This window comes from Lysobacter terrae, from assembly GCF_054782215.1.
Genome location: NZ_BAAGSX010000003.1, coordinates 119,200 through 138,967, shown reverse-complemented (window position 1 = coordinate 138,967; position 19,768 = coordinate 119,200). Strand labels below are relative to the sequence as shown.

Here is a 19,768-nt window from a genome sequence, read left to right as displayed (position 1 = left end):
CCGGCCAATGGCCGGGCTTTTTGCTTCCGACTTGCGTCGACGGTTACTTGAACTTGAACAGTGCCGTCTTGCTGGCGCCGTCCTTCAGCTTGATCTGCAGGATGCGGCACTGGCCGACCCAGCTCTTCTCGGTCTTCCAGACGTAGATGTACTGCCCGGTCGCCGCATCGAACTGCAGGCTGCTGGCGCCCGCGGTCACCGTTTCCTCGATCGCATCGCCTTCGGTTGCACCGCAGGCGATCACGCCGGAGGCAGGCGTGGCCGCGAAGATATTCAGGCCCTGGTTGCCGCCCAGGCTGAACTTGACCGGCACCGCGCTGCCCGCCTTGACGCTGTTGAGCGCAGGCGCGTTGTCGATCGGCTGGAAGAAGCCGTTGAAGGCGTAGTTCACGATCACCGCGAAGCTGCTGGAAGCCGTGTTGCCGCGGCTGTCGTGGGCGCTGCAGTTCACTGTGGTGCTGCCTACCGCGAAGCTGCTGCCGGACGCGGGCGTGCAGGTCACCGGTACCGTGCCATCGACGAGGTCGCTCGCGGTGGGTGCGGTGTAAGTGACTGCCGCGCTCGAATTGCCCGTCGCGGTCGCGTTGACGTTGCCATGCGAAGCGATCGTCGGTGGCGTCGTGTCGCGCACGGTGACGCTGAAGCTGCCGCTCGCGCTGTTGCCCGCATCATCCGTGCCGGTGCAATTCACGGTCGTAGTGCCGAGCGCGAAGGTGCTGCCTGAATTCGGTAGGCAACTCACCGTCACGTCCGCATCGACGAGGTCGCTCGCCGAGGCGCTGAAAGGCACCGCCGCACCGCTGGGGCCGGTAGCTTCGGCGACGATGTTCGCCGGCAGATCGAGAGTCGGCGGCGTAGTGTCTTGCACCGTCACGGTGAAGCTCGACGAAGCGTCGTTGCCGCGCGTGTCGCTAGCCGCGCACGTCACGGTGGTGACGCCCAGCGGGAATACGCCAGGCGTCAGCGGCAGCGGCGCGGCCGTGCAGGTCACCGGGCGGTTGCCGTCGACGATATCGCTGGCGGTCGGGGTCGGATAGCTGAAGGGCGCACCGGCTGCCGACGTGGCTTCCAGGGTCTGATCGCCCGGCACACCGCTCAAGGCGGGCGGCGTGGTGTCGACGACGGTGACCTTGAAGCCGACACCCAGTCCTTTGTCCTGCGCGCTGTTACCGCGGCTGTCGACGGCATCGCACAGCACGCTCGTCTCGCCGAGCGGGAACACCGACTGCGCCGCTGGCGTGCAGCTCACGGTGACGTTGCCCAGGTCGACCAGGTCGTTCGCCGTGGGCAGCGCGAAGTCCACCGGCGCACCGGCGGGAGAGGTGGCTTCCGCCTGCAGATTCGGACTGACGCTCTGCGCGTCGAAGGCCGGCGGCGTCGTGTCGTGTATCGCGATGGTGAACGAGCGCTGCTCGGCCGCGTTGCCGTGCGCATCGGTCGCATTGCAGTTCACGGTCGTGGTGGGGCCGGGGCTGGCGATCGGGAATACCGAGCCCGCGGCCGGCTGGCAATCGGCGTCCTTGTGGCCGTCGACGGCGTCCTGCGAGGTCGCCTCGTAGGGCGCGGCCGCGCCATCGGGTCCGGTGGCCTCGACCGCGAACGACAGCGGTACGTCGATGACCGGCGCCGTGGTGTCGACGACATGCACGGAGAAGCCCGCCGTGCCTTCGTTGCCGGCCGAATCCCAGGCGCGGCACAGCACCGGCGTCGTGGCATCGAGCGCGAACAGCGCGCCCGGCGGCGGTTCGCAGAGGAAGTATTCGCTGTAGTTGACGAGGGGGAGGTTGCCGTCGACGTTGTCGAGCGCCGAGACCGCATAGCCTTCATCGGCGCCGACGTTCGCGCCGGCGGCCGAGGTCGCCTCGGCTTGGATGTCGCTGGGTACGCTGATCACCGGCCGGGTGATGTCGTGAATGAAGATGGCGCATTCCGCCGTAGACTTCGCGCCGGCGTGGTCGGTCACCGTGAGCTTGAACGGAATGTAGCCGTCCTGGCCGAAGCCCAGTTGCGGCGCGTTGAAGTTGACGACGGGGGTGTTCCAGCTCGCGACGCCCGGAACTTCCGGGAAGCCCACCAGTTGTTCCCACGCGTAACTGGCGATGCCGTCGTCGCTGTCGCTCGATGCGCTGGCATCGAAGCTGTGCGCCTGGCCTTCATTGAGTTCGAAGCCGCCGTCCGGACAGCTCAGCGCCGCGACCGGCGGGTTGTTGGTCCAGGTGACGTTGACGTGCGCCACGTCCGAATTGCTGAGCGAGCCGTCGGATACCGTAAGCCGGAAGCTGAGCAGCGTATTGGCGGCCAGGTCCGGCGCGACGAAGGTCTTGATCGCCGGATTCGCGGTCGCGGTGAGCGTTACCGACGGGCCGGCGATCTGTTGCCAGGTGTAGCTCAGCGTCGTGTTGTCGGGGTCCCAGGAGGCGCTGCCGTCGAGCGTGACCAGCATGCCTTCGGTCGCCGACGCCGGCGAGGCAGACGGCACCGCGTGTGGCGGCGCGTTCACCACCACGTCGTGCGCGTTGGTGATCGTGATCGGAATGTCTTCCGAATCGCTGCCCGGGCAGCCGGTCACCGTCACGGTCAGCCGCAGCGTCACCTGGGTGCTGGTGGTGACGTCCGGGGGAGTGAACTGCACCTGCGGCGTGTTCGCGTTCGTCAGTGTGCCGGCCGGCGTGCCGATGAACGTCCACTGGAACAGGCCACCCTGGTTCGCGTTCGGCTTGGACGGCTGTCCGTTGACGGTGACGGTGTTGATCGCCCACCCGCCACCAGCGACCGGGACGAAGTCCGGCATGGTCAGCGAGGCGGGATTGATCTTGGCTTCGGGCGTAGCGCAGGCGGCTTGCACCGCCGTCGGCAGGGCGAGCAGGGCGAAGACGAGAATGCCTGGCCCCACTCGCTTCGCGAGCGTCCATTGACGTGTCATGACGAGTCCCCTTTGGGCGCGCCCCCTGCGCACCCCACGCGGCACGCTAGGCCGCGCTTTCGAAGGTCGTCATCACCCACGTGGTGTAGGCGCTGCCGGACGGTCGGATCAGGCGCCCGACCGGTGCGCCACCAACGCCACCAGCCCCGCCTGCGTGTGCGTGCAGGTCTTTTGCATCGCCGCCTTGAGCTGGGTGCGGACGGTGTGCACCGACTTGCCGGTGCAGCGCGCCAGTTCGTCCACCGACCCCATCGCGCACAGGCCGAGCGCGGCTTCGGCTTCCTTGCGCGTGAGTCCGTACGCGGTGCACAGCTTCTGCAGGCTGCGTTCGGCCGACGCGGCCTCGTGCAGTTCGAGCATCAGCACCGTGGACACAGGCAGGTCCCGGCTCGCACCGAAGTCGAGCTTTTGCACGCGCACCGTTGCAGACGTGGTCGCTGACCGCAGCGCTACTTCCTCCGCCTGGCCGGGGCCGTGTGCGCAGGCGCGTTCGATGGCGGCGGCGAGCGCATCCGCATGCACCGGCGCAGCCAGCAGCACGCCGGCGCGAATGCTGAGATGCGGATGCGCGGTCAGGCGATGGCGCGCGGCGGCGTTCGCATGCCAGACCCGCAGCTCATCGCCGGGCAGCAACAGCACGATCGGCTGCGGCAGCAGGTCGAGCGCGGCCGCCAGCGAACGCGCCTGCGCGATCCAGCGCAACTGGTCCGGATGCTGTTCGCGGCGAAGCCGGCGCTCGATCGGCCGGGTCGCCTGCTCGGCGGTCGCCATATCCTTCCCCCAAAAGGATGCCCCACGCCGGGGAGAGTACGCGGTTGCGCCACGCCTTGCGCGTTGGGCCTCCACCGGAACTGTCCCCTTCAGCTGTTAAAGTCGGGGATCCCGAAACACGGTCCAGGCAGGACGAAGTGAACGCGGCAGTCGCCAACGACACCAGCATCGACCCGGGCACCGAGGAGCGCATCGTCGCTGCCTTGCTGGAAAAGGGCCGCCTGAAGGACACCGATCTCGTCCGCGCGCGCCGCCTGCAGGAAGAGGCGGGCGGCAGCCTGCTCTCGCTGCTGGCGCGGCTGGGCCTGGTGTCCGAACGCGACCACGCCGAAACGGTCGCCAGCGTGCTGGATCTGCCGCTGGTCAGCGCCAAGGATGCCCCGGAGCTGCCGCCGGAAGGCGTCGTGCTCACCGGCAAGTTCATGAAGCAGTTCCATGTCTGCCCCGTCGCCGAAACCGAGCGCACGGTCGATGTGCTGATGGCCGATCCGCAGGACGCGTATCTGCTCGACGCCGTGCGCCTGGCGACGCAGCGCGAGGTGCGTCCGCTGGTGGCGCTGCGCTCGGAAATCGACGATCTGGTCGAGCGCTGGTTCGGCCAGGGCCGCAGCGCGATGGGCGCGATCGTGGAAACCGCGGAAGGCGAGGGCGCCGGCGACGTCGACGATGTCGAGCATCTGCGCGACCTGGCGTCGGAAGCGCCGGTCATCCGCCTGGTGAACCTGATCATCCAGCGCGCGGTGGAACTGCGCGCGTCGGACATCCACATCGAGCCGTTCGAAAACCGGCTGAAGGTGCGCTACCGCATCGACGGCGTGCTGGAAGAGGGCGAGAGCCCGCCGGCCAACCTCACCGCGGCGGTGATCTCGCGCGTCAAGATCATGGCCAAGCTCAACATCGCCGAGCGCCGCCTGCCGCAGGACGGCCGCATCATGCTGCGCGTGCAGGGCAAGGAACTCGACCTGCGCGTGAGTACGATGCCGACCTCGCATGGCGAATCGGTGGTGATGCGACTGCTCGATCGCGAGACGGTCGTGTTCGACTTCAAGCGGCTGGGTTTTACCGACCACTTCCTGCCGCAGTTCCAGCACGTGCTCGATCAGCCGCACGGCATCCTGCTGGTGACCGGTCCGACCGGTTCGGGCAAGACCACCACGCTGTACACCGCGTTGAGCAAGCTCAATACGCCCGACGTGAAGATCATCACCGTCGAGGACCCGGTCGAGTACCAGATCGAAGGCATCAACCAGATCCAGGCCAAGCCGCAGATCGGCCTCGACTTCGCGCATGCGCTGCGTTCGATCGTCCGCCAGGACCCGGACATCATCATGATCGGCGAAATGCGCGACCTGGAGACCTGCCGCATCGCGATCCAGTCCGCGCTCACCGGCCACCTGGTGCTGTCGACGCTGCACACCAACAACGCCAGCGGCGGCATCACCCGCCTGCTCGACATGGGCGTGGAGGATTACCTGCTGACCTCGACGATCAACGGGATCCTGGCCCAGCGCCTGGTGCGCAAACTGGAACCGACGCACGCGCAACGCTATCCCGCATCGCCGGAAGAGATCGCCAAGTTCGGCTTGCGCCGCTACCAGCCGGAGGGCGAGATCTATCTCTATCACGCCAAACCTTCGTCGATCGCGCCGACCGGTTATCTCGGCCGCACCACGATCATGGAGTTCCTGGTGATGAACGACGAACTGCGCCGCGCGGTAATGCGCCACGCCGGCATGGGCGAGATCGAGCAGATCGCGCGCCAGCACGGCATGCGCACCATGTACGAGGACGGCATCGCCAAGGCGCTGGCGGGGGAAACCACCATCGAGGAAGTGCTGCGGGTCACCGAGGACGCGTAGCATGCCTCTTTTCCACTACCAGGCCTTAAACGCACGCGGCGAAATGCTCGACGGCCAGATGGAAGCCGCCAGCAGTGCCGAGGTCATCGCGCGCCTGCAGGAGCAGGGCCATCTGCCGGTCGAAGCCAAACTCGCCAGCGAAGCGCGCGGGGCGTCGATGTGGAAGGGGCTGTTCAAGCCCAAGCCGTTCGCCGGCGCGCGGCTGGTGCAATTCACCCAGCAGCTCGCCACATTGCTCGGCGCGGGACAGCCGCTGGATCGCGCGCTGGGCATCCTGCTCGAGCTGCCCGAGGACGAGGCGGCCAAGCGCACCATTACCGACATCCGCGACGCGGTGCGCGGCGGTAGCGCGCTGTCGACGGCGCTGGACCGGCAGCACGGCACGTTCTCGCGGCTCTACATCAACATGGTCCGAGCGGGCGAAGCGGGCGGCAGCATGCACGAGACCCTGTCGCGCCTGGCCGATTACCTGGAGCGCGCCCGCGAACTGCAAGGGCGCATCATCAATGCGCTGATCTATCCGGCGATTCTGATGACGATGGTCGGCCTCAGCCTGCTGTTCCTGCTGGGCTATGTCGTCCCGCAATTCGCGGTGATGTACGAGAGCCTGGATGCCGAGCTGCCGTTGTTCACCAAGATCGTGCTCGGAATCGGCATGTTCGTGCGCGACTGGTGGGTGCTGCTGCTGGCGGTTCCGGCCGCGGGGCTGTGGTGGCTGGATCGCAAGCGTCGCGAGGCCGCATTCAGGGAGCGCTTCGACGCCTGGCTGCTGCAGCGCAAGTTCGCCGGCGCGCTGGTCGCGAAGATCGAAACGGCGCGGCTGGCGCGCACGCTGGGCACGCTGGTGCGCAACGGCGTGCCCTTGCTGACGGCCCTGGGCATCGGCCGCAACGTCCTGGGGAACCGGGTCCTGGCCGCCGATGTCGAAGCTGCTGCGGAAGAAGTGAAGAACGGCGTGGCCCTGTCGACGGCGTTGGCGCGCGGCAAGCGTTTCCCGCGGCTGGCGCTGCAGATGATCTCGGTGGGCGAGGAGTCGGGCGCGCTCGACGCGATGCTGGTCAAGGCCGCCGAGACCTTCGAGCAGGAAACCGCGCTGAGCCTGGATCGCATGCTGGCCGCGCTGGTTCCGGTAGTGACCGTGGTTCTGGCGGCGGTGATCGGCGTGGTGGTGATGTCGGTGTTGCTGCCGCTGTACGACCTGACGGGATCGATCGGGTGAGCGGTCGCGCTCAGCCGATGCCCTATCGGCATCGGCTGCGGCCGCGAACGACCGGGCATGGATGCCCGGGCCGGACGTCCCGAAGCCCGCGTCCTCGCGCCAGGGATGGCAACCAAACTCATACGAAGCCATCGGTTTTGATCTAACCCAACACACACCGCTCTACACTGACCCCAACAGCCGCGGGCCCGGCTTCCTGAAAACTCCTATCGGAATTCCATCATGAGCAAGCTGCGTTCGACTCACAGGCGTTCGACTCCGCGTTCCTCCGCCGCCAGCCGGCAGGGCGGCATGAGCCTGATCGAGATCATCATCGTGATCGTGCTGATCGGCGCGGTGCTGACGTTCGTGGGCAGCCGCGTCATCGGCGGCAAGGATCGCGGCGACTACAACCTCGGCAAGTCGGCGGTGCAGACGCTGGCCGGCAAGGTCGAGTCGTTCCGCATGGATACCGGCCGGCTGCCGAATTCGCTGGACGAACTGGTGACCGCCCCGGGCGACGCCAATGGCTGGCTGGGCCCGTATGCCAAGGCGGCGGAATTGAAGGATCCGTTCGGCCACCCGTACGAATACCGCGTGCCCGGCGAAAGCGGCGACTTCGATCTGATCTTCCTGGGCAAGGACGGCAAGCCGGGCGGCACGAGCACCGACGCCGACTTCAAATACCAATAAGACCCCGGGGAATCGTCTGCGATAACCCGGCTGCGACGATGGGTCGATGGCGCATGAGGCGGAAGATGCAACGCAATATCCGCGGCGTCTCATTGCTGGAAATGCTGCTGGTGATCGCCTTGCTGGCGATCATCAGCGTGCTCGCGGCTGGTGCGCTCACCGGCGGCTTCGCCGGCGTGCAGTTGCGCAGCGAGTCCAAGCAGCTGGTCGCGCAGTTGCGCTATACGCGCACGCAGGCGATCGCGACCGGCAAGCCGCAGCGCTTCACCATCGATCCGCAGCAGCGCACCTGGACCGCACCGAACAACCGGCATGGCGAAATTCCGGAGAAACTCGGCATCCGCTTCACCGGCGCGCGCGAAGTGCAGCCGCGGCGTGGTGAGGGCGCGATCGTGTTCTTCCCCGATGGTGCTTCCACCGGTGGCCGCGTGCAGCTCAGCGCGAAGAAGGCGGCGATGAACATCGACGTCACCTGGTTGACCGGCGAAGTGCGGCTGCGGCGCGGCGAGGTCGAACGATGAGCCGCAGCCTCCGTATTCGCCAGCGCGGCTACACCCTGATCGAGGTCATCGTCGCCTTCGCCTTGCTGGCGGCGGCGCTGACCCTGCTGCTGGGCTCGCTGTCGGGCGCGGCGCGGCAGGTGCGCGGTTCCGCCGACGCCGGTCGTGCGGCCATGTATGCGCAGTCGCTGATGGCGCAGGTGGGCGTGGGCGAGGCGATCAAGCCCGGGTCCCGCAACGGCGAATTCGACGATGGCCGCTATCGCTGGGCGATCGACATCCAGCGCTGGAACGACCCGGCCCGGCGTGCGGACGCTCCGTTGGATCCGGGGGCACCCACGCTGTTCGAAGTACGGCTGGGCATCGAATGGGGCGACGGCGGTCCGAGCCAGCGCCTGCTGCTGCGCACCCTGCGGGTCGTGCCCGCCGGCCTGGACTCTGGGGGCTGACATGCGGCGCGCACGCGGCTTCACCTTGATCGAAGTGCTCATCGCCACGGTGCTGCTGGCCGCGGGGCTGACGCTCGCGTTCGCCACGCTCGGCGCGGCCACCAAGACGGCGCAACGCGGCGAGAGCATGGCGGCGCAGAGCGAGCGCGTGCGTGCGGTGGAGAATTTCCTGCGGCACCGGTTGGAAGCCGCGCGCACGATTCCATTCGGTTTCGATACCAGCTCCGGTGCCGCCATGCGCTTCATCGGCGAACGCGATCGCATGCGCTTCGTCGCCGATCTGCCGGACTACCTGGGACGGGGCGGGCCGTATCTGCACGATTTCACCATCGACGAAGGCGGCGAACGCATCACGCTCGCGCTCAACATGGTGCTGGCGGGGCAGACCATCGAGGAAGAACAGCCCAGGCCGCCCGAAGTGCTGGTCGAAGGCTTGAAGTCCGCGCGTTTCCGCTACCGCAGCTATGCGCCCGAAGGCGGCATGGGCGAATGGCAGGAGCAGTGGCAAAACGGCGAGCAGTTGCCGCTGTTGGTCGAGATCACGATCACCGACGGCAACGATCAGACCTGGCCCCCGCTGGTCGTGGCCTTGCCGCTCGCGGCGATCACCACGACGGGTGCAGCCTTGCCGGTGACGCAATGAACCGCATTGCTCGCCAACGCGGTGTCGCGCTGCTGCTGGTGATGTGGCTGATCATGCTGCTCGCGGCGCTGGTCGGTGCGTTCGCGCTGATCGCCCGCACCGAGCATCTGCAAGGTCGCGTGCAGGTGCGCGGACTGGTCGCCGAAAACGCGGCACGCGCCGGCATCGAGTACGCGATGACGCGTGTCGCCGCCTCGGATCCGCGCCAGCAATGGCTGCCCGACGGACGCACGCATCGCTGGCGTTACGCCGGCGCCGACGTCGAGGTGAAGATCATCGACGAGAACGGCAAGATCGACCTCAACCAGGCGGATCTGACCTTGTTGACCGAGTTCCTCCGTCGCTTCGGCGTTGATCAGCAGAAGGCGACGCAGCTGGCGGCCGCGATCATCGACTGGCGCGATCCGGACAGCCTGTCGCAGCCGGCGGGCGGCGGCGAGGACAGCGACTACGCCAGCGCCGGCTTGCCCTACGGCGCCAAGGACGCCGAGTTCGAGAGCGTGGCCGAACTCGAGCAGGTCTTGGGCTTCACGCCGGAGCTTTATGCTCGGATGGCGCCGCACGTGACCGTCTTCAGTGGCCGCGCCCGGCCGGACCCTGCGTTCGCTTCGACCGAGGTGCTCGATGCGATGGGCATGGACGGTGCCGCAGTAGTTGCGCAAAGGCAACGCTGGACGCCCGGTTCCGGGCAGCCGCCGCCGGCCTTGCCCGACGGCAGCGCGCTCGTGGGCGGCACCAGCGGCACGTATAGTATTGAAAGCCGCGCGCGGCTGGCAGATCGTCGCGAAGCGGTGTTGCGGGCCGTGGTACGTGCGGGCGGGTCGATGCCCGGCATGGCCTACACACCGTTGCGTTGGCAGGCCGGGGACTGAATGGCCTGTTGCATTCATCAGCCAGTAGTGGAGGAAGGAGCGTCGCCACGATGAGCACACCTGCAGCAGGACGGTTGCAGGACCGTCTAAGCCGTTTCGGTGCCCGGGTGAGCGGTTCCTCGCTCCGGTCGGGCACGGGCGGCTTTCTGTCGTGGTGGTGGAATGCGCTGGCCTCCTGGCTGCCGCCGCGCCTGCGGCAACTGCTCGGGATGGATCGCGGCCGCGTGCTCCTGCTCGTGGAAGGCGAGGTGTTGCGCCTGCGCCTGCAGCGCGGCGACGAGATCCTGGAGCTGGGCAGCCTGCCCACGCTCGAAAATTTCGAAATGGGCACCGATCCGCTGGAGCCGGTGTTGGACACACGCCTGTCGGACCTCCCGCGCTGGCTGCTGCTGCCCGCGGGTAGTTCGCTGCGGCGCCGGTTGCCGCTGCCTGCGGCGGCGGTGGAGCGGCTGCGCGACGTGGTCGGTTTCGAAATCGAACGCCAGACCCCGTTTACCGCCGATGCCGTGGCCTACGACGCGCGAGTGATCGCCCGCCGCGAAGGCGACGGCCCGATCGATGCCGAACTGGTCGCGGTGCCGCGCGTCGCGCTGGCGCCGCATCTGGCCGCGCTCGGGCCGGTCGCGCCCTTGCTTGCGGGCATCGACGTCGCCGGTCCCGAAGGCGTGCCGCTGCAGATCAATCTGCTGCCGCCGGCGCAGCGGGAGCGCACGCGCGATCCGTGGCGCACCTGGAACATCGCCTTCGCCGCGGTGGCCGTCGTGGCCGTCGGCCTGACGCTGTGGCTGGTCCTGCAGAACCGCCGCGCTGCCGCGGATAGCTTCGATGCGGAGATCGCCCGCGAGGCCGGTCCCGCGCGCCGCGCCGCCGCGCAACGGCAGGAGCTCACCCATTTGATCGAAGGCCAGGCCTTCCTGCAGCGCACGCGTGCCGCCTATCCGACCGCGGTGGAAGTGATCGACGAACTCAGCCGGCGCCTGCCCGACGGCACGTACCTGGAAAAGCTCGCCATCGAGGACAACCGGCTGACCCTCATCGGCCTCAGCAACGAAGCGCCCGCGCTGATCGGCCGCCTGCAGGATTCCAAGCTGTGGCGTTCGCCGGCGCTGGCCGGTGCGTTGCAGACCGATCCGACCACGCACAAGGACCGCTTCACCCTGACCGCTGAAATCGGGCCCGCCAACAAGGAGACGCCTGGTGCAAGCGCCGGTGAGTGATCGCGACCGCTGGCTCGCACTCGGCCTGCTGCTGGTCGCACTGGCACTCGCCTATGGCGTGCTGATCCATCCGTGGTTCAGCGTGCCGATGCGCGACGTCGGCGATCGCATCGAAACCGCACGCGAGCGCGAACTGCGCCTGCGCATGGAGATCCAGCAGGCGCCGCAGGTCGGGCAGCGGTTGCAGCAGGCGCGCGCGACGCTGGCGCGTACGCCGGGCTTCCTCCCCGAGCGCAGCCCCGAACTCGCCACGGCCGCGCTGGTGCAGCGCCTGGAAACCGTCGTGTCGCAGGCCAGCCCGGGCCGCCGCGCGTGCGAGATCACCAATCGTTCGCCGCTGCAGGAACCGCAACGCGAGAAATACCCGCGCGTGACCGTGCAGGTGCGCCTGCGTTGCGGCACGCCCGAGCTCGCCAACGTGCTGCATTCGCTCGAAGGCGGCGCGCCGCGCCTGTTCGTCGGCAATCTCAACGTGCTCGGCCAGCGCATCTTCTTCAATCCGGGTCAGAGCGGCGCGCAGGGCGGGCTCGACGTGAGCTTCGACCTGTACGGTTATCTGCCTCCGAATGCCGCACCGGCGGCTCCGCGACGCGCGGGTGCAACGCCCACGCTCGGAGAGGACGACGATGCGCTTTGAGAACGCCAGCCCCCGCACCTGGCTGCTCGCGACCACCGCGGCCTGGGCACTGGTGTGTCTGGTGCTGGCGTTGTTCGGCATGGGCGGGCGCATCGCCAAGCTGCCCGACGACGCGGGGCTGGTGCGCGCATTGCCGGTATTGCCGAAGGCTGCACCCGAACGCCTGGGACCGCTGACGCAGTACAGCGAGATCGCCAACCGTCCGCTGTTCGCCGACGATCGCCAGCCGCACCCGTTCTCGCTGCAGCCGCAGGGCGAAGAGCAGGCGAAGTCCTTCGACTACGTGCTCACCAGCGTGATGATCACGCCGACCTTCAAGATGGCGATCATCCAGGCGCCCGACAACAGCAGCCCGCCGCTGCGCATCAAGTTGGGCGAAGCGGCCGACGCATTGCCGAGCTGGCGTCTGCAGTCGCTCGATCCGCGCAGCGCGGTCTTCATCGGTCCCGAAGGCGAACGCCGCCTCGAACTGCGCGTCTTCAACGGCGTCGGTGGCGAAGCACCCACCGCGGTCACCAAGACCGATGCGACGCCAAGGCCGCAGGGATTGCCCGCGCCTCCGGGCCAGGCCAGTCCGTCGAATCCGGACACGGCCGGGCCGCAGCCGTCGCCGGTGATCGCGCCGGCACCGGCGCCTGCGCCAAGCAATGCCGCCAACGCATCGCCGGCGACGCCGAACCGCGCCGAACCGAACCAGCCGATGACGGAGCAGGCGCAGATGGAAGCCATCCGCAAGCGCATCGAAGCGCGTCGCGCGCAACTCAGGCAGGAAGCCCTGCAACAGCAACAGAAACCGCCGGTCAAATAGGTCGCTCGCATGAATCGTCAACCGTATTCCGCCGTCAATGCGACCATCGCCGCCGCTGTCGCGCTGGCGCTCGTTGCCTGCGCCACGCCGCCCGTCGCCAGTGTTCGCCGCGACGCCGACCCGCGCACCCTGCACGAGCAGGCAGGTACGTCGTCGGTTACGGGAACTACCACCACGACGCCGCCCAAGCCCGGCGCGACCGGCGTCGGCGCCGCGCAACCGCTGCCCGAGGACGATCAGGGCCCGCGTCCGCGCATCCGCCGCGGCAGCGGCCAGGTGATCAATCGCGAAGCCGCCGCGGCGCCGCCGCCGGTGCTGCCCGCGACGGGTGGCGGCGCGACATTCAACTTCGAAGGCGAGTCGCTGCACGCGGTGGTCAAGGCCATCCTCGGCGACATGCTCGGACAGAACTACGTGATCGCGCCGGGCGTGCAGGGCACGGTGACGCTGGGCACGCCCAAGCCGGTCAGTCCGGCCGAGGCGCTCAACCTGCTGGAAATGGTGCTGGGCTGGAACAACGCCCGCCTGATCTACAGCGGCGGCCGCTACAACATCGTGCCCGCCGACCAGGCGCTCGCCAGTGGTGCGGTCGCGCCGCGTACCGGCGCGCCCTCGCTGGCGCGCGGCTACGAAGTGCGCACGGTGCCGCTGCGCTACATCTCCGCCACCGAGATGGAGAAGGTGCTCAAGCCGTACGCGCGCCCGAACGCCGTGGTCAACGTCGACAACGCGCGCAACGTCATCAGCATCGCCGGCACGCGCGCCGAACTCGAGAACTACCTGCGCACGATCGAGATCTTCGACGTCGACTGGCTGTCGGGCATGTCGGTCGGCGTGTTCCCGCTGACCTCCGGCAAGGCCAACAAGGTCGTCGCCGATCTGGAGAAGGTCTTCGGCGAGCAGAGCAAGTCGCCGGTCGCCGGCATGTTCCGCTTCATGCCGCTGGACGGTGCCAATGCGGTGCTGGTGATCACGCCGCAGGCGAGCTATCTCGACGACATCCAGGAGTGGCTCGACCGCATCGACAGCGCGGGCAGCGAAGTCCAGCTGTATTCGTACGAACTGAAGTACATCAAGGCGAAGGACCTGGCCGATCGCCTGTCGGAAGTATTCGGCGGCGGCCGCGGCGGCAATGGCAGCTCGACCGGTTCGCCGACGCTGATGCCGGGCCTGGAGTCGGTGGAACTGCAGGACAACGCCAGCGGCGGCAGCACCGCCGACATCAAGGGCGGCGGCAGCAGCGATACGGGTAGCTCCGGCATGGGCGGCAGCACCGGCGGCGAGCTGTCGCTGGGCCAGCGCCAGAGCGGCAACGCGGCGGTGACGCTCGACGTCAACGGCGACCGCGTCGGCGTGTCGGCGGTGGAGGAAAGCAACTCGCTGCTGGTGCGCAGCACGCCGTCGGCGTGGAAGTCGATCAAGGACGTGATCGCGCGCCTGGACGTGATGCCGATGCAGGTGCACATCGAGGCACAGGTCGCGACGGTGCAGCTCAAGGGCGACCTGAGCTACGGCGTGAACTGGTACTTCGAACGCGCGGTGACCGATGCCGGCCTGCCCAGCGCAGTCGGCCGCACGACCTGGAGCCAACTCGCCGGTAGCATCGCCGGCGCCACCGGCAATCCGGCCGGCATCTCGCCGGGCATGGCGTGGACCTTCCTCGGCCGCAATGCTGCCGCGGTGATCAGCGCGCTCGATCAGGTCACCGACGTGCAGCTGCTGCAGACGCCCTCGGTGGTGGTGCGCAACAACGCCGAGGCGACCTTCAACGTCGGCAGCCGCATCCCGATCTCGTCGGTGACGGTCAATCCGACCGCCGGCACCACCAACACCATCAGCCAGGTGCAGTACCTCGATACCGGCACCATCCTCAAGGTGCGTCCGCGCATCAGCAAAGACGGCATGGTCTTCCTCGACATCGTGCAGGAGATCAGCGCGCCCACGGGCACGCCCGACGTCAACGGCAACGTGCGCATCGACACGCGCAAGCTGAAGACCGAGGCCGCGGTGCAATCGGGCGACACGGTGATGCTCGCCGGCCTGATCGACGATGGCGTGACGCGCGGCGCGTCGGGCTTTCCGGGCCTGAGCCGCATTCCGATCATCGGCGGACTGTTCGGCCGGCAGGGTTCGACCACGCAGCGCAACGAAACCATCGTGCTGCTGACGCCGACCGTCATCCGCAATCCGCAGGAAGCGCGCGACCTCACCGACGAATACGGCGCCCGCTTCCGCGCGATGGAGCCGCTGCAACGCAAGCCGCGCGATCCGAGGAAGTAGTCGCGGGGCATGTCCACTGCTGACGCGCTTCCCATCGTGATCGTGCCGGTAGGCGTCGACGACGAATCGCTCGACGCCTGCCTGGCTGCGCTGGATGCGCACACGCCGCCCGCAACGCGCATCTGGCTGGCCGACGACGCGCAATGCGGCCCGCGCGGCCACGCGATCATCGAACGCTGGGTCGCGAGTACCGGCCTGCAGGCGCATTACACGCGACGGCAGCGCAGCGTCGGCGAAGCGGCACATCTGGACGAAGCGCTCAAGGCCTGCGGTGACGCCGACGTCGCCGTGCTGGCCAGCGATGCGATGCCGCTGCCCGGCTGGCTGACGCGCCTATCCGCCTGCCTGCGCGCCGACGGCGCGATCGCTTCGGCCACGCCGTGGAGCAATGCCGGCGAGACCGCATCGTTCCCGCGCATCGGCGAGATCAACGATCCGCCTGCGGATATCGAGCGTTACTCGCGCGCGGCCGCGGCCTTGCCGGGCTCGTTGCCGGAATTGCCGACGGCGCTGACGCATGCCGTACTGCTGCGTGGCAGCGCGCGGCAACGCGCGGGCGGCCTCGATGTCGCCAGCTACGGCTCGTGGTATGCCGCGTTGATCGACTTGTCGCTGCGCTTCTCCGGCCTGGGCTGGCGCAACGTGCTGTGCGATACCGCCGTCGTCGCGCGGCAGCGCGAGGGCACTCCCTGTGACGGCGACCTGGACGCGATCGCCGCGCGTTGGCCGGCCTGGCATGCGCGCGTCGCGCACTTCCTGATGGACGATCCGCTGCGCGCCACGCGCGAACGGTTCGAATATCTCCTCGCCACACTGGGCCCGCCCGATGCACAGGGCGATCTGTTTTCATGATGCCGTCCACGACAGCCGACATCGCCGCAATCGTCGTCAGCTATCGCAGCGCCGAGACCATCGACGACTGCCTGCGGCGCCTGTGCGCGGCGGAAGGCGTGGCGGCGATCCGCGTCGTCGACAACGGCTCCGACGACGAGACGATGGACATCGTGCAGCGCCACGCCATGCGCGATACGCGGGTGCATTTCATCGCCAATCCCGACAACCCCGGCTTCGCGGTCGCGTGCAACCAGGGCGCGGCCGACCTGGCCGACCTGAACGACGTGCGCTGGCTGGCCTTCGTCAATCCCGATTGCCTGGTCGAAGCCGACACGCTCGCGCGGCTGCGGACACGGGCGGAGGCGGCGGGACGCGAGGCCGTGCTCGGCGTGGACCTCGTCGACGAGATGGGCGTCCGCGATACGGCCGCGCGGCGCCACGATCCGGATTTCGCGGCGATGCTGTCGTCGCTATCGCGCGGCGGAGCGGCCACGCGGTTGGGCATCGCCGTCGACGACGGGCAGGCGCTCCAGCCCGTCGATGCCATCTCCGGTGCGCTGATGATGCTGCCGCGCGCGCTGTTCGAACGCCTCGGCGGATTCGACACCGGTTACCGCCTGCACGCCGAGGATCTGGATCTGTGCCGCCGCGCGCGCAATGCGGGCGCGCTGGTCGCAGTCGCCAACGACGTGCGCGTCGTACACATTCGCGGCGTGTCGTCGCGTTCGCGGCCGCTGTTCGTGGAGTGGCACAAGCACCGCGGCCTGTGGCGCTACTTCCGCAAGTTCGAGTCCGCGCGCCGGGGCAGGTGGCTGCGGGCGGCGGTGTTCGCGGCGATCTGGGCGCGCTTCCCGCTGGCGGTAATGCGCGCGGCAGCGCGCAATTGAGCCGACCTCAGCGGTAGCGATTGATCTCATCGCGCAGCGACTTTGCCGCCTGCGCCGCCGCCTCGGCGAAGTCCGCGCCGTTCGACGCGTACAGAATCGCGCGCGAAGAACTGACGATCAGGCCGGTGCCGTCGGCGGTCTTCGCGTTGCTCACCACCGCTTCGACATCGCCGCCCTGCGCACCGACACCCGGGACCAGGAAGGGCACGTCGCCGACGATGTGGCGCACTTCGCGCAGTTGGTCCGGCCACGTCGCGCCGACGACGAGCGCGCAGTTGCCGTGCACGTTCCACTCGTTCGCGACCTTGGCCGCGACGTGCTGGTACAGCGGCTGGCCGGCGACGAGCAGGTCCTGCAGATCGCCGGCACCCGGGTTGGAGGTGCGGCACAGGATCACCACGCCGCGGTCGGCGCGGTCGAGGAAGGGCTGCACGGAGTCGCGGCCGAGATAGGGATTCGCGGTGACCGCATCGGCGCCGTAGCGATCGAAGGCCTCGGCGGCGTAATGCTGCGCCGTGCTGCCGATGTCGCCGCGCTTGCTGTCGAGGATCACCGGGACGCCGGGATGCAGGGCGTGGATGTGTGCGATCAGCCGCTGCAGCGCATCTTCCGCGCCGAGCGCGGCGAAGTGTGCGATCTGCGGCTTGAAGCTGCACACGTAGGGCGCGGTGGCGTCGACGATCGCGCGGCAGAAGTTGAAGACCGCGTCGGGATCGTGGGCGAACTGCGCGGGAAACTTCGCCGGTTCCGGATCGAGTCCGACGCAGACCAGCGAGTCGGCCTGGTGCCAGCGGGAGCGCAGTGCGTGCATGAAGCTCATCGTCGATCCTCGTTCAAGCGGACACCGTCAGTACGGGCGGCCGTCCTTGTGGAAATAGCGCCACTGCCCGTCAACGGTACGCCCGGCCAGGTCGTCGTCGGGATATTCCACCGCTTCGCCAGGATAGCGACTGCCGATTTCCAGATACACGACGTCGGTGGTGCTGCGATTGACCAGGTGGTGCGCGTCGCCGGTGCCGGCCGGGAAGCCGGCGCACATGCCGGGCTGCAGCGGCGTTTCACCGGCGTCGGTGATCAGCGTCGGCGTGCCTTCGAGGATGTAGACGAACTCGTCTTCGTGGGCGTGCGCGTGACGCAATGCCGAACCGACGCCGGGCGGCAGGCGCGTGAGGTTGACGCCGAAGGCGGTCAGGCCGAAGGCATTGCCCAGCACGCGCTTCGCACGTGCGGCGACGCGCGATGCATAGGGCTCGGGATAGCCGGAGCCGGTGCGCGGCGAGACTTCGTTGGCGTCGATGGCGGTGGGGCGGGATTCGGACATGGCGATTATCTCTTCGCAACAACAAAGTCCCAGGATCCCCGCCTAAAGCACGCGGGGATGACGCACCGGCAATGGCGCTCGCGCATTTGCGCGAGCGCGCCAATGCCAAGGCGGGCATGCCCGCCTTACTTAAGCGCCTTGAACCGCAGGCGATGCGGTGCCGCACCTTCCGCGCCCATGCGGCGCTTCTTGTCTTCTTCGTACTCGCGGTAGTTGCCCTGGAAGAACTCCACGTGCGAGTCGCCTTCGAAGGCGAGGATGTGCGTGGCGATGCGATCCAGGAACCAGCGGTCGTGCGAGATCACGAAGGTGTTGCCCGGGAATTCGAGCAGCGCGTCTTCGAGCGCGCGCAGGGTTTCGATGTCCAGGTCGTTCGACGGTTCGTCGAGCAGCAGCACGTTGCCGCCCTGCAGCAGGGTCTTGGCCATGTGCAGGCGGCCGCGTTCACCGCCCGACAGCGTGCCGACCATCTTCTGCTGGTCCTGGCCCTTGAAGTTGAAGCGGCCGATGTAGGCGCGCGACTGGATCTCGATGCCGTTGATGTTGAGGATGTCCAGGCCGCCGGAGACTTCCTGGAACACGTTGTGGTTGCCGGTCAGCGCGTCGCGGCTCTGGTCGACGTAGGCCAGCTTCACGGTCTGGCCGGTTTCGATCGTGCCGGTGTCGGGCTTTTCCTTGCCGATGATCATCTTGAACAGCGTCGACTTGCCGGCGCCGTTGGGGCCGATGATGCCGACGATGGCACCCGGCGGTACCGAGAACGACAGGTCGTCGATCAGCAGGCGGTCGCCGAACTTCTTGCTGACATTCTTGAACTCGATGACCTTGTTGCCCAGTCGTTCGCCCGGCGGAATGAAGATTTCATTCGTTTCCTGGCGCTTCTGGTAGTCGACCGACTGCAGCTCATCGATGCGAGCCAGGCGCGCCTTGCCCTTGGAGCGGCCGCCCTTGGCGTTCTGGCGGGCCCACTCGAGTTCCTTCTGGATGGCCTTCTGGCGCGACTTTTCCTGGTTCTCTTCCTGCTTCAGGCGCTCGTCCTTCTGCACCAGCCAGTCGGTGTAGTTGCCCTTCCACGGGATGCCGCGGCCGCGGTCGAGTTCGAGGATCCACTCGGCGGCGTTGTCGAGGAAGTAGCGGTCGTGGGTCACGGCCACCACGGTGCCGGTGTAGCGGGCGAGGAACTGCTCCAGCCATTCGACCGATTCGGCGTCGAGGTGGTTGGTCGGTTCGTCGAGCAGCAGCATGTCCGGCTTCTGCAGCAGCAGCTGGCACAGCGCGACGCGGCGCTTCTCGCCACCGGACAGGTTGCCGATCACGGCCTCCCACGGCGGCAGGCGCAGCGCGTCGGCGGCGACTTCCAACTGGTTTTCCAGGGTGTGCGCGTCGCCGGCGGCGAGGATGGATTCCAGGCGCTGCTGTTCGGCGGCGAGCTTGTCGAAGTCCGCGCCTTCTTCGGCGTAAGCGGCGTAGACGGCATCGAGCGCGGCCTGCGCGTTGATGATCTCGCCCAGGCCCACTTCCACGGCCTGGCGGACGGTGTGGGTCGGGTCGAGCTGCGGTTCCTGTGCGAGGTAACCGACCTTGATGCCCGGCTGCGGACGCGCTTCGCCGACGAAGTCGTGGTCGACGCCGGCCATGATCTTCAGCACGGTCGACTTGCCGGCGCCGTTGAGGCCGAGCAGGCCGATCTTCGCGCCGGGGAAGAAGGACAGCGAGATGTCCTTGATGATCTGGCGCTTCGGCGGCACGGTCTTGCTGACGCCGTTCATGGTGTAGATGTATTGCATCGGGGCTCTCGGTCGAAGCGGCTTCGCCCGCCGGGCCGCTGGGGCAGACGGCGGCGGCCTGCGCGGGGCAGGGGCCAGGGGAAACGGGA

The 19,768-nt window shown here is 68.1% G+C and carries 18 protein-coding genes; 13 read left to right on the top strand and 5 right to left on the bottom strand.

The annotated features are described in order from the left end of the window. Positions 1 to 43: 43 nt before the first annotated feature. Together ACYVJ8_RS09875 and ACYVJ8_RS09870 are read right to left on the bottom strand one after the other, a co-directional pair. Positions 44 to 2,923: an HYR domain-containing protein gene (locus tag ACYVJ8_RS09875; protein ID WP_460711848.1), complete on the bottom strand. Its 2,880-nt coding sequence runs from the start codon at positions 2,921 to 2,923 to the stop codon at positions 44 to 46. A gap of 108 nt (positions 2,924 to 3,031) precedes the next feature. After that, the gene (locus ACYVJ8_RS09870) at positions 3,032 to 3,694 is read right to left on the bottom strand and encodes a helix-turn-helix transcriptional regulator (protein WP_460711846.1); all 663 of its coding nucleotides are present in this window, start codon (positions 3,692 to 3,694) and stop codon (positions 3,032 to 3,034) included. Positions 3,695 to 3,831: 137 nt separating this feature from the next. Between ACYVJ8_RS09870 and gspE the strand changes: the two genes are divergently transcribed. From gspE to ACYVJ8_RS09805, 13 genes are all read left to right on the top strand, one after another. Continuing rightward, entirely contained in the window at positions 3,832 to 5,553 is a 1,722-nt protein-coding gene (gene gspE, locus ACYVJ8_RS09865; RefSeq protein WP_460711844.1) for a type II secretion system ATPase GspE, read from the top strand. Position 5,554: 1 nt separating this feature from the next. After that, positions 5,555 to 6,772: a type II secretion system protein XpsF gene (xpsF, locus tag ACYVJ8_RS09860; RefSeq protein ID WP_460711841.1), complete on the top strand. Its 1,218-nt coding sequence runs from the start codon at positions 5,555 to 5,557 to the stop codon at positions 6,770 to 6,772. Positions 6,773 to 6,994: 222 nt separating this feature from the next. Next, positions 6,995 to 7,444 carry a type II secretion system protein GspG gene (locus ACYVJ8_RS09855; RefSeq protein WP_460711839.1) on the top strand — a complete coding sequence of 150 codons (450 nt, stop codon included), beginning with the start codon at positions 6,995 to 6,997 and terminating at the stop codon, positions 7,442 to 7,444. 65 nt (positions 7,445 to 7,509) lie between these two features. Then, the gene (gene xpsH / locus ACYVJ8_RS09850; protein WP_460711837.1) at positions 7,510 to 7,965 is read left to right on the top strand and encodes a type II secretion system protein XpsH; all 456 of its coding nucleotides are present in this window, start codon (positions 7,510 to 7,512) and stop codon (positions 7,963 to 7,965) included. After that, positions 7,962 to 8,393 carry a type II secretion system protein XpsI gene (gene xpsI, locus ACYVJ8_RS09845; RefSeq protein ID WP_460711835.1) on the top strand — a complete coding sequence of 144 codons (432 nt, stop codon included), beginning with the start codon at positions 7,962 to 7,964 and terminating at the stop codon, positions 8,391 to 8,393. The genes xpsH and xpsI overlap by 4 nt, the downstream gene beginning before the upstream one ends. A 1-nt stretch (position 8,394) precedes the next feature. Continuing rightward, on the top strand, positions 8,395 to 9,036 hold the full coding sequence (locus ACYVJ8_RS09840; RefSeq protein ID WP_460711833.1) for a prepilin-type N-terminal cleavage/methylation domain-containing protein: 642 nt from the start codon (positions 8,395 to 8,397) through the stop codon (positions 9,034 to 9,036). Between the two features lie 5 nt (positions 9,037 to 9,041). Next, positions 9,042 to 9,908, top strand: coding sequence for a type II secretion system minor pseudopilin (locus ACYVJ8_RS09835; protein ID WP_460712135.1), 867 nt, complete (start codon positions 9,042 to 9,044; stop codon positions 9,906 to 9,908). Between the two features lie 50 nt (positions 9,909 to 9,958). Next, entirely contained in the window at positions 9,959 to 11,125 is a 1,167-nt protein-coding gene (locus ACYVJ8_RS09830; protein ID WP_460711831.1) for a PilN domain-containing protein, read from the top strand. Further along, positions 11,106 to 11,762 carry a type II secretion system protein GspM gene (gspM, locus tag ACYVJ8_RS09825; RefSeq protein WP_460711829.1) on the top strand — a complete coding sequence of 219 codons (657 nt, stop codon included), beginning with the start codon at positions 11,106 to 11,108 and terminating at the stop codon, positions 11,760 to 11,762. The genes ACYVJ8_RS09830 and gspM overlap by 20 nt, the downstream gene beginning before the upstream one ends. Continuing rightward, the gene (locus ACYVJ8_RS09820) at positions 11,752 to 12,570 is read left to right on the top strand and encodes a type II secretion system protein XpsN (protein WP_460711826.1); all 819 of its coding nucleotides are present in this window, start codon (positions 11,752 to 11,754) and stop codon (positions 12,568 to 12,570) included. Before gspM ends, ACYVJ8_RS09820 begins: the two co-directional genes overlap by 11 nt. Positions 12,571 to 12,579: 9 nt before the next feature. Next, on the top strand, positions 12,580 to 14,850 hold the full coding sequence (gene gspD, locus ACYVJ8_RS09815) for a type II secretion system secretin GspD (RefSeq protein ID WP_460711824.1): 2,271 nt from the start codon (positions 12,580 to 12,582) through the stop codon (positions 14,848 to 14,850). A gap of 9 nt (positions 14,851 to 14,859) precedes the next feature. Then, a complete protein-coding gene (locus tag ACYVJ8_RS09810; protein ID WP_460711822.1) occupies positions 14,860 to 15,702 on the top strand; it encodes a glycosyltransferase family A protein in 843 nt (280 codons plus the stop codon). Further along, complete coding sequence (locus ACYVJ8_RS09805; RefSeq protein ID WP_460711820.1) at positions 15,702 to 16,571, top strand: glycosyltransferase family 2 protein; 870 nt, start codon at positions 15,702 to 15,704, stop codon at positions 16,569 to 16,571. Before ACYVJ8_RS09810 ends, ACYVJ8_RS09805 begins: the two co-directional genes overlap by 1 nt. Before the next feature lie 7 nt (positions 16,572 to 16,578). Here ACYVJ8_RS09805 and pyrF read toward each other — a convergent pair whose 3' ends face one another. The 3 genes from pyrF to ettA form a co-directional block, all read right to left on the bottom strand. Next, positions 16,579 to 17,391 carry an orotidine-5'-phosphate decarboxylase gene (gene pyrF, locus ACYVJ8_RS09800; RefSeq protein ID WP_460711818.1) on the bottom strand — a complete coding sequence of 271 codons (813 nt, stop codon included), beginning with the start codon at positions 17,389 to 17,391 and terminating at the stop codon, positions 16,579 to 16,581. Positions 17,392 to 17,418: 27 nt separating this feature from the next. Continuing rightward, complete coding sequence (locus tag ACYVJ8_RS09795; RefSeq protein WP_460711816.1) at positions 17,419 to 17,892, bottom strand: cupin domain-containing protein; 474 nt, start codon at positions 17,890 to 17,892, stop codon at positions 17,419 to 17,421. Between the two features lie 125 nt (positions 17,893 to 18,017). After that, on the bottom strand, positions 18,018 to 19,679 hold the full coding sequence (gene ettA, locus ACYVJ8_RS09790) for an energy-dependent translational throttle protein EttA (protein ID WP_460711814.1): 1,662 nt from the start codon (positions 19,677 to 19,679) through the stop codon (positions 18,018 to 18,020). Between the last annotated feature and the right edge of the window lie 89 nt (positions 19,680 to 19,768).

Bases quoted from the DNA above. Each gene is read 5' to 3' on its own strand.
- ACYVJ8_RS09870 (WP_460711846.1), bottom strand. From the start codon at position 3,694: ATGGCGACCGCCGAGCAGGCGACCCGGCCGATCGAGCGCCGGCTTCGC.
- ACYVJ8_RS09820 (WP_460711826.1), top strand. From the start codon at position 11,752: ATGCGCTTTGAGAACGCCAGCCCCCGCACCTGGCTGCTCGCGACCACC.
- pyrF (WP_460711818.1), bottom strand. From the start codon at position 17,391: ATGAGCTTCATGCACGCACTGCGCTCCCGCTGGCACCAGGCCGACTCG.
- ACYVJ8_RS09830 (WP_460711831.1), top strand. From the start codon at position 9,959: ATGAGCACACCTGCAGCAGGACGGTTGCAGGACCGTCTAAGCCGTTTC.
- ACYVJ8_RS09840 (WP_460711833.1), top strand. From the start codon at position 8,395: ATGCGGCGCGCACGCGGCTTCACCTTGATCGAAGTGCTCATCGCCACG.
- ACYVJ8_RS09795 (WP_460711816.1), bottom strand. From the start codon at position 17,892: ATGTCCGAATCCCGCCCCACCGCCATCGACGCCAACGAAGTCTCGCCG.
- xpsF (WP_460711841.1), top strand. From the start codon at position 5,555: ATGCCTCTTTTCCACTACCAGGCCTTAAACGCACGCGGCGAAATGCTC.
- gspD (WP_460711824.1), top strand. From the start codon at position 12,580: ATGAATCGTCAACCGTATTCCGCCGTCAATGCGACCATCGCCGCCGCT.
- ACYVJ8_RS09805 (WP_460711820.1), top strand. From the start codon at position 15,702: ATGCCGTCCACGACAGCCGACATCGCCGCAATCGTCGTCAGCTATCGC.
- xpsI (WP_460711835.1), top strand. From the start codon at position 7,962: ATGAGCCGCAGCCTCCGTATTCGCCAGCGCGGCTACACCCTGATCGAG.
- xpsH (WP_460711837.1), top strand. From the start codon at position 7,510: ATGCAACGCAATATCCGCGGCGTCTCATTGCTGGAAATGCTGCTGGTG.
- ACYVJ8_RS09875 (WP_460711848.1), bottom strand. From the start codon at position 2,923: ATGACACGTCAATGGACGCTCGCGAAGCGAGTGGGGCCAGGCATTCTC.
- ACYVJ8_RS09810 (WP_460711822.1), top strand. From the start codon at position 14,860: ATGTCCACTGCTGACGCGCTTCCCATCGTGATCGTGCCGGTAGGCGTC.
- ettA (WP_460711814.1), bottom strand. From the start codon at position 19,679: ATGCAATACATCTACACCATGAACGGCGTCAGCAAGACCGTGCCGCCG.
- ACYVJ8_RS09855 (WP_460711839.1), top strand. From the start codon at position 6,995: ATGAGCAAGCTGCGTTCGACTCACAGGCGTTCGACTCCGCGTTCCTCC.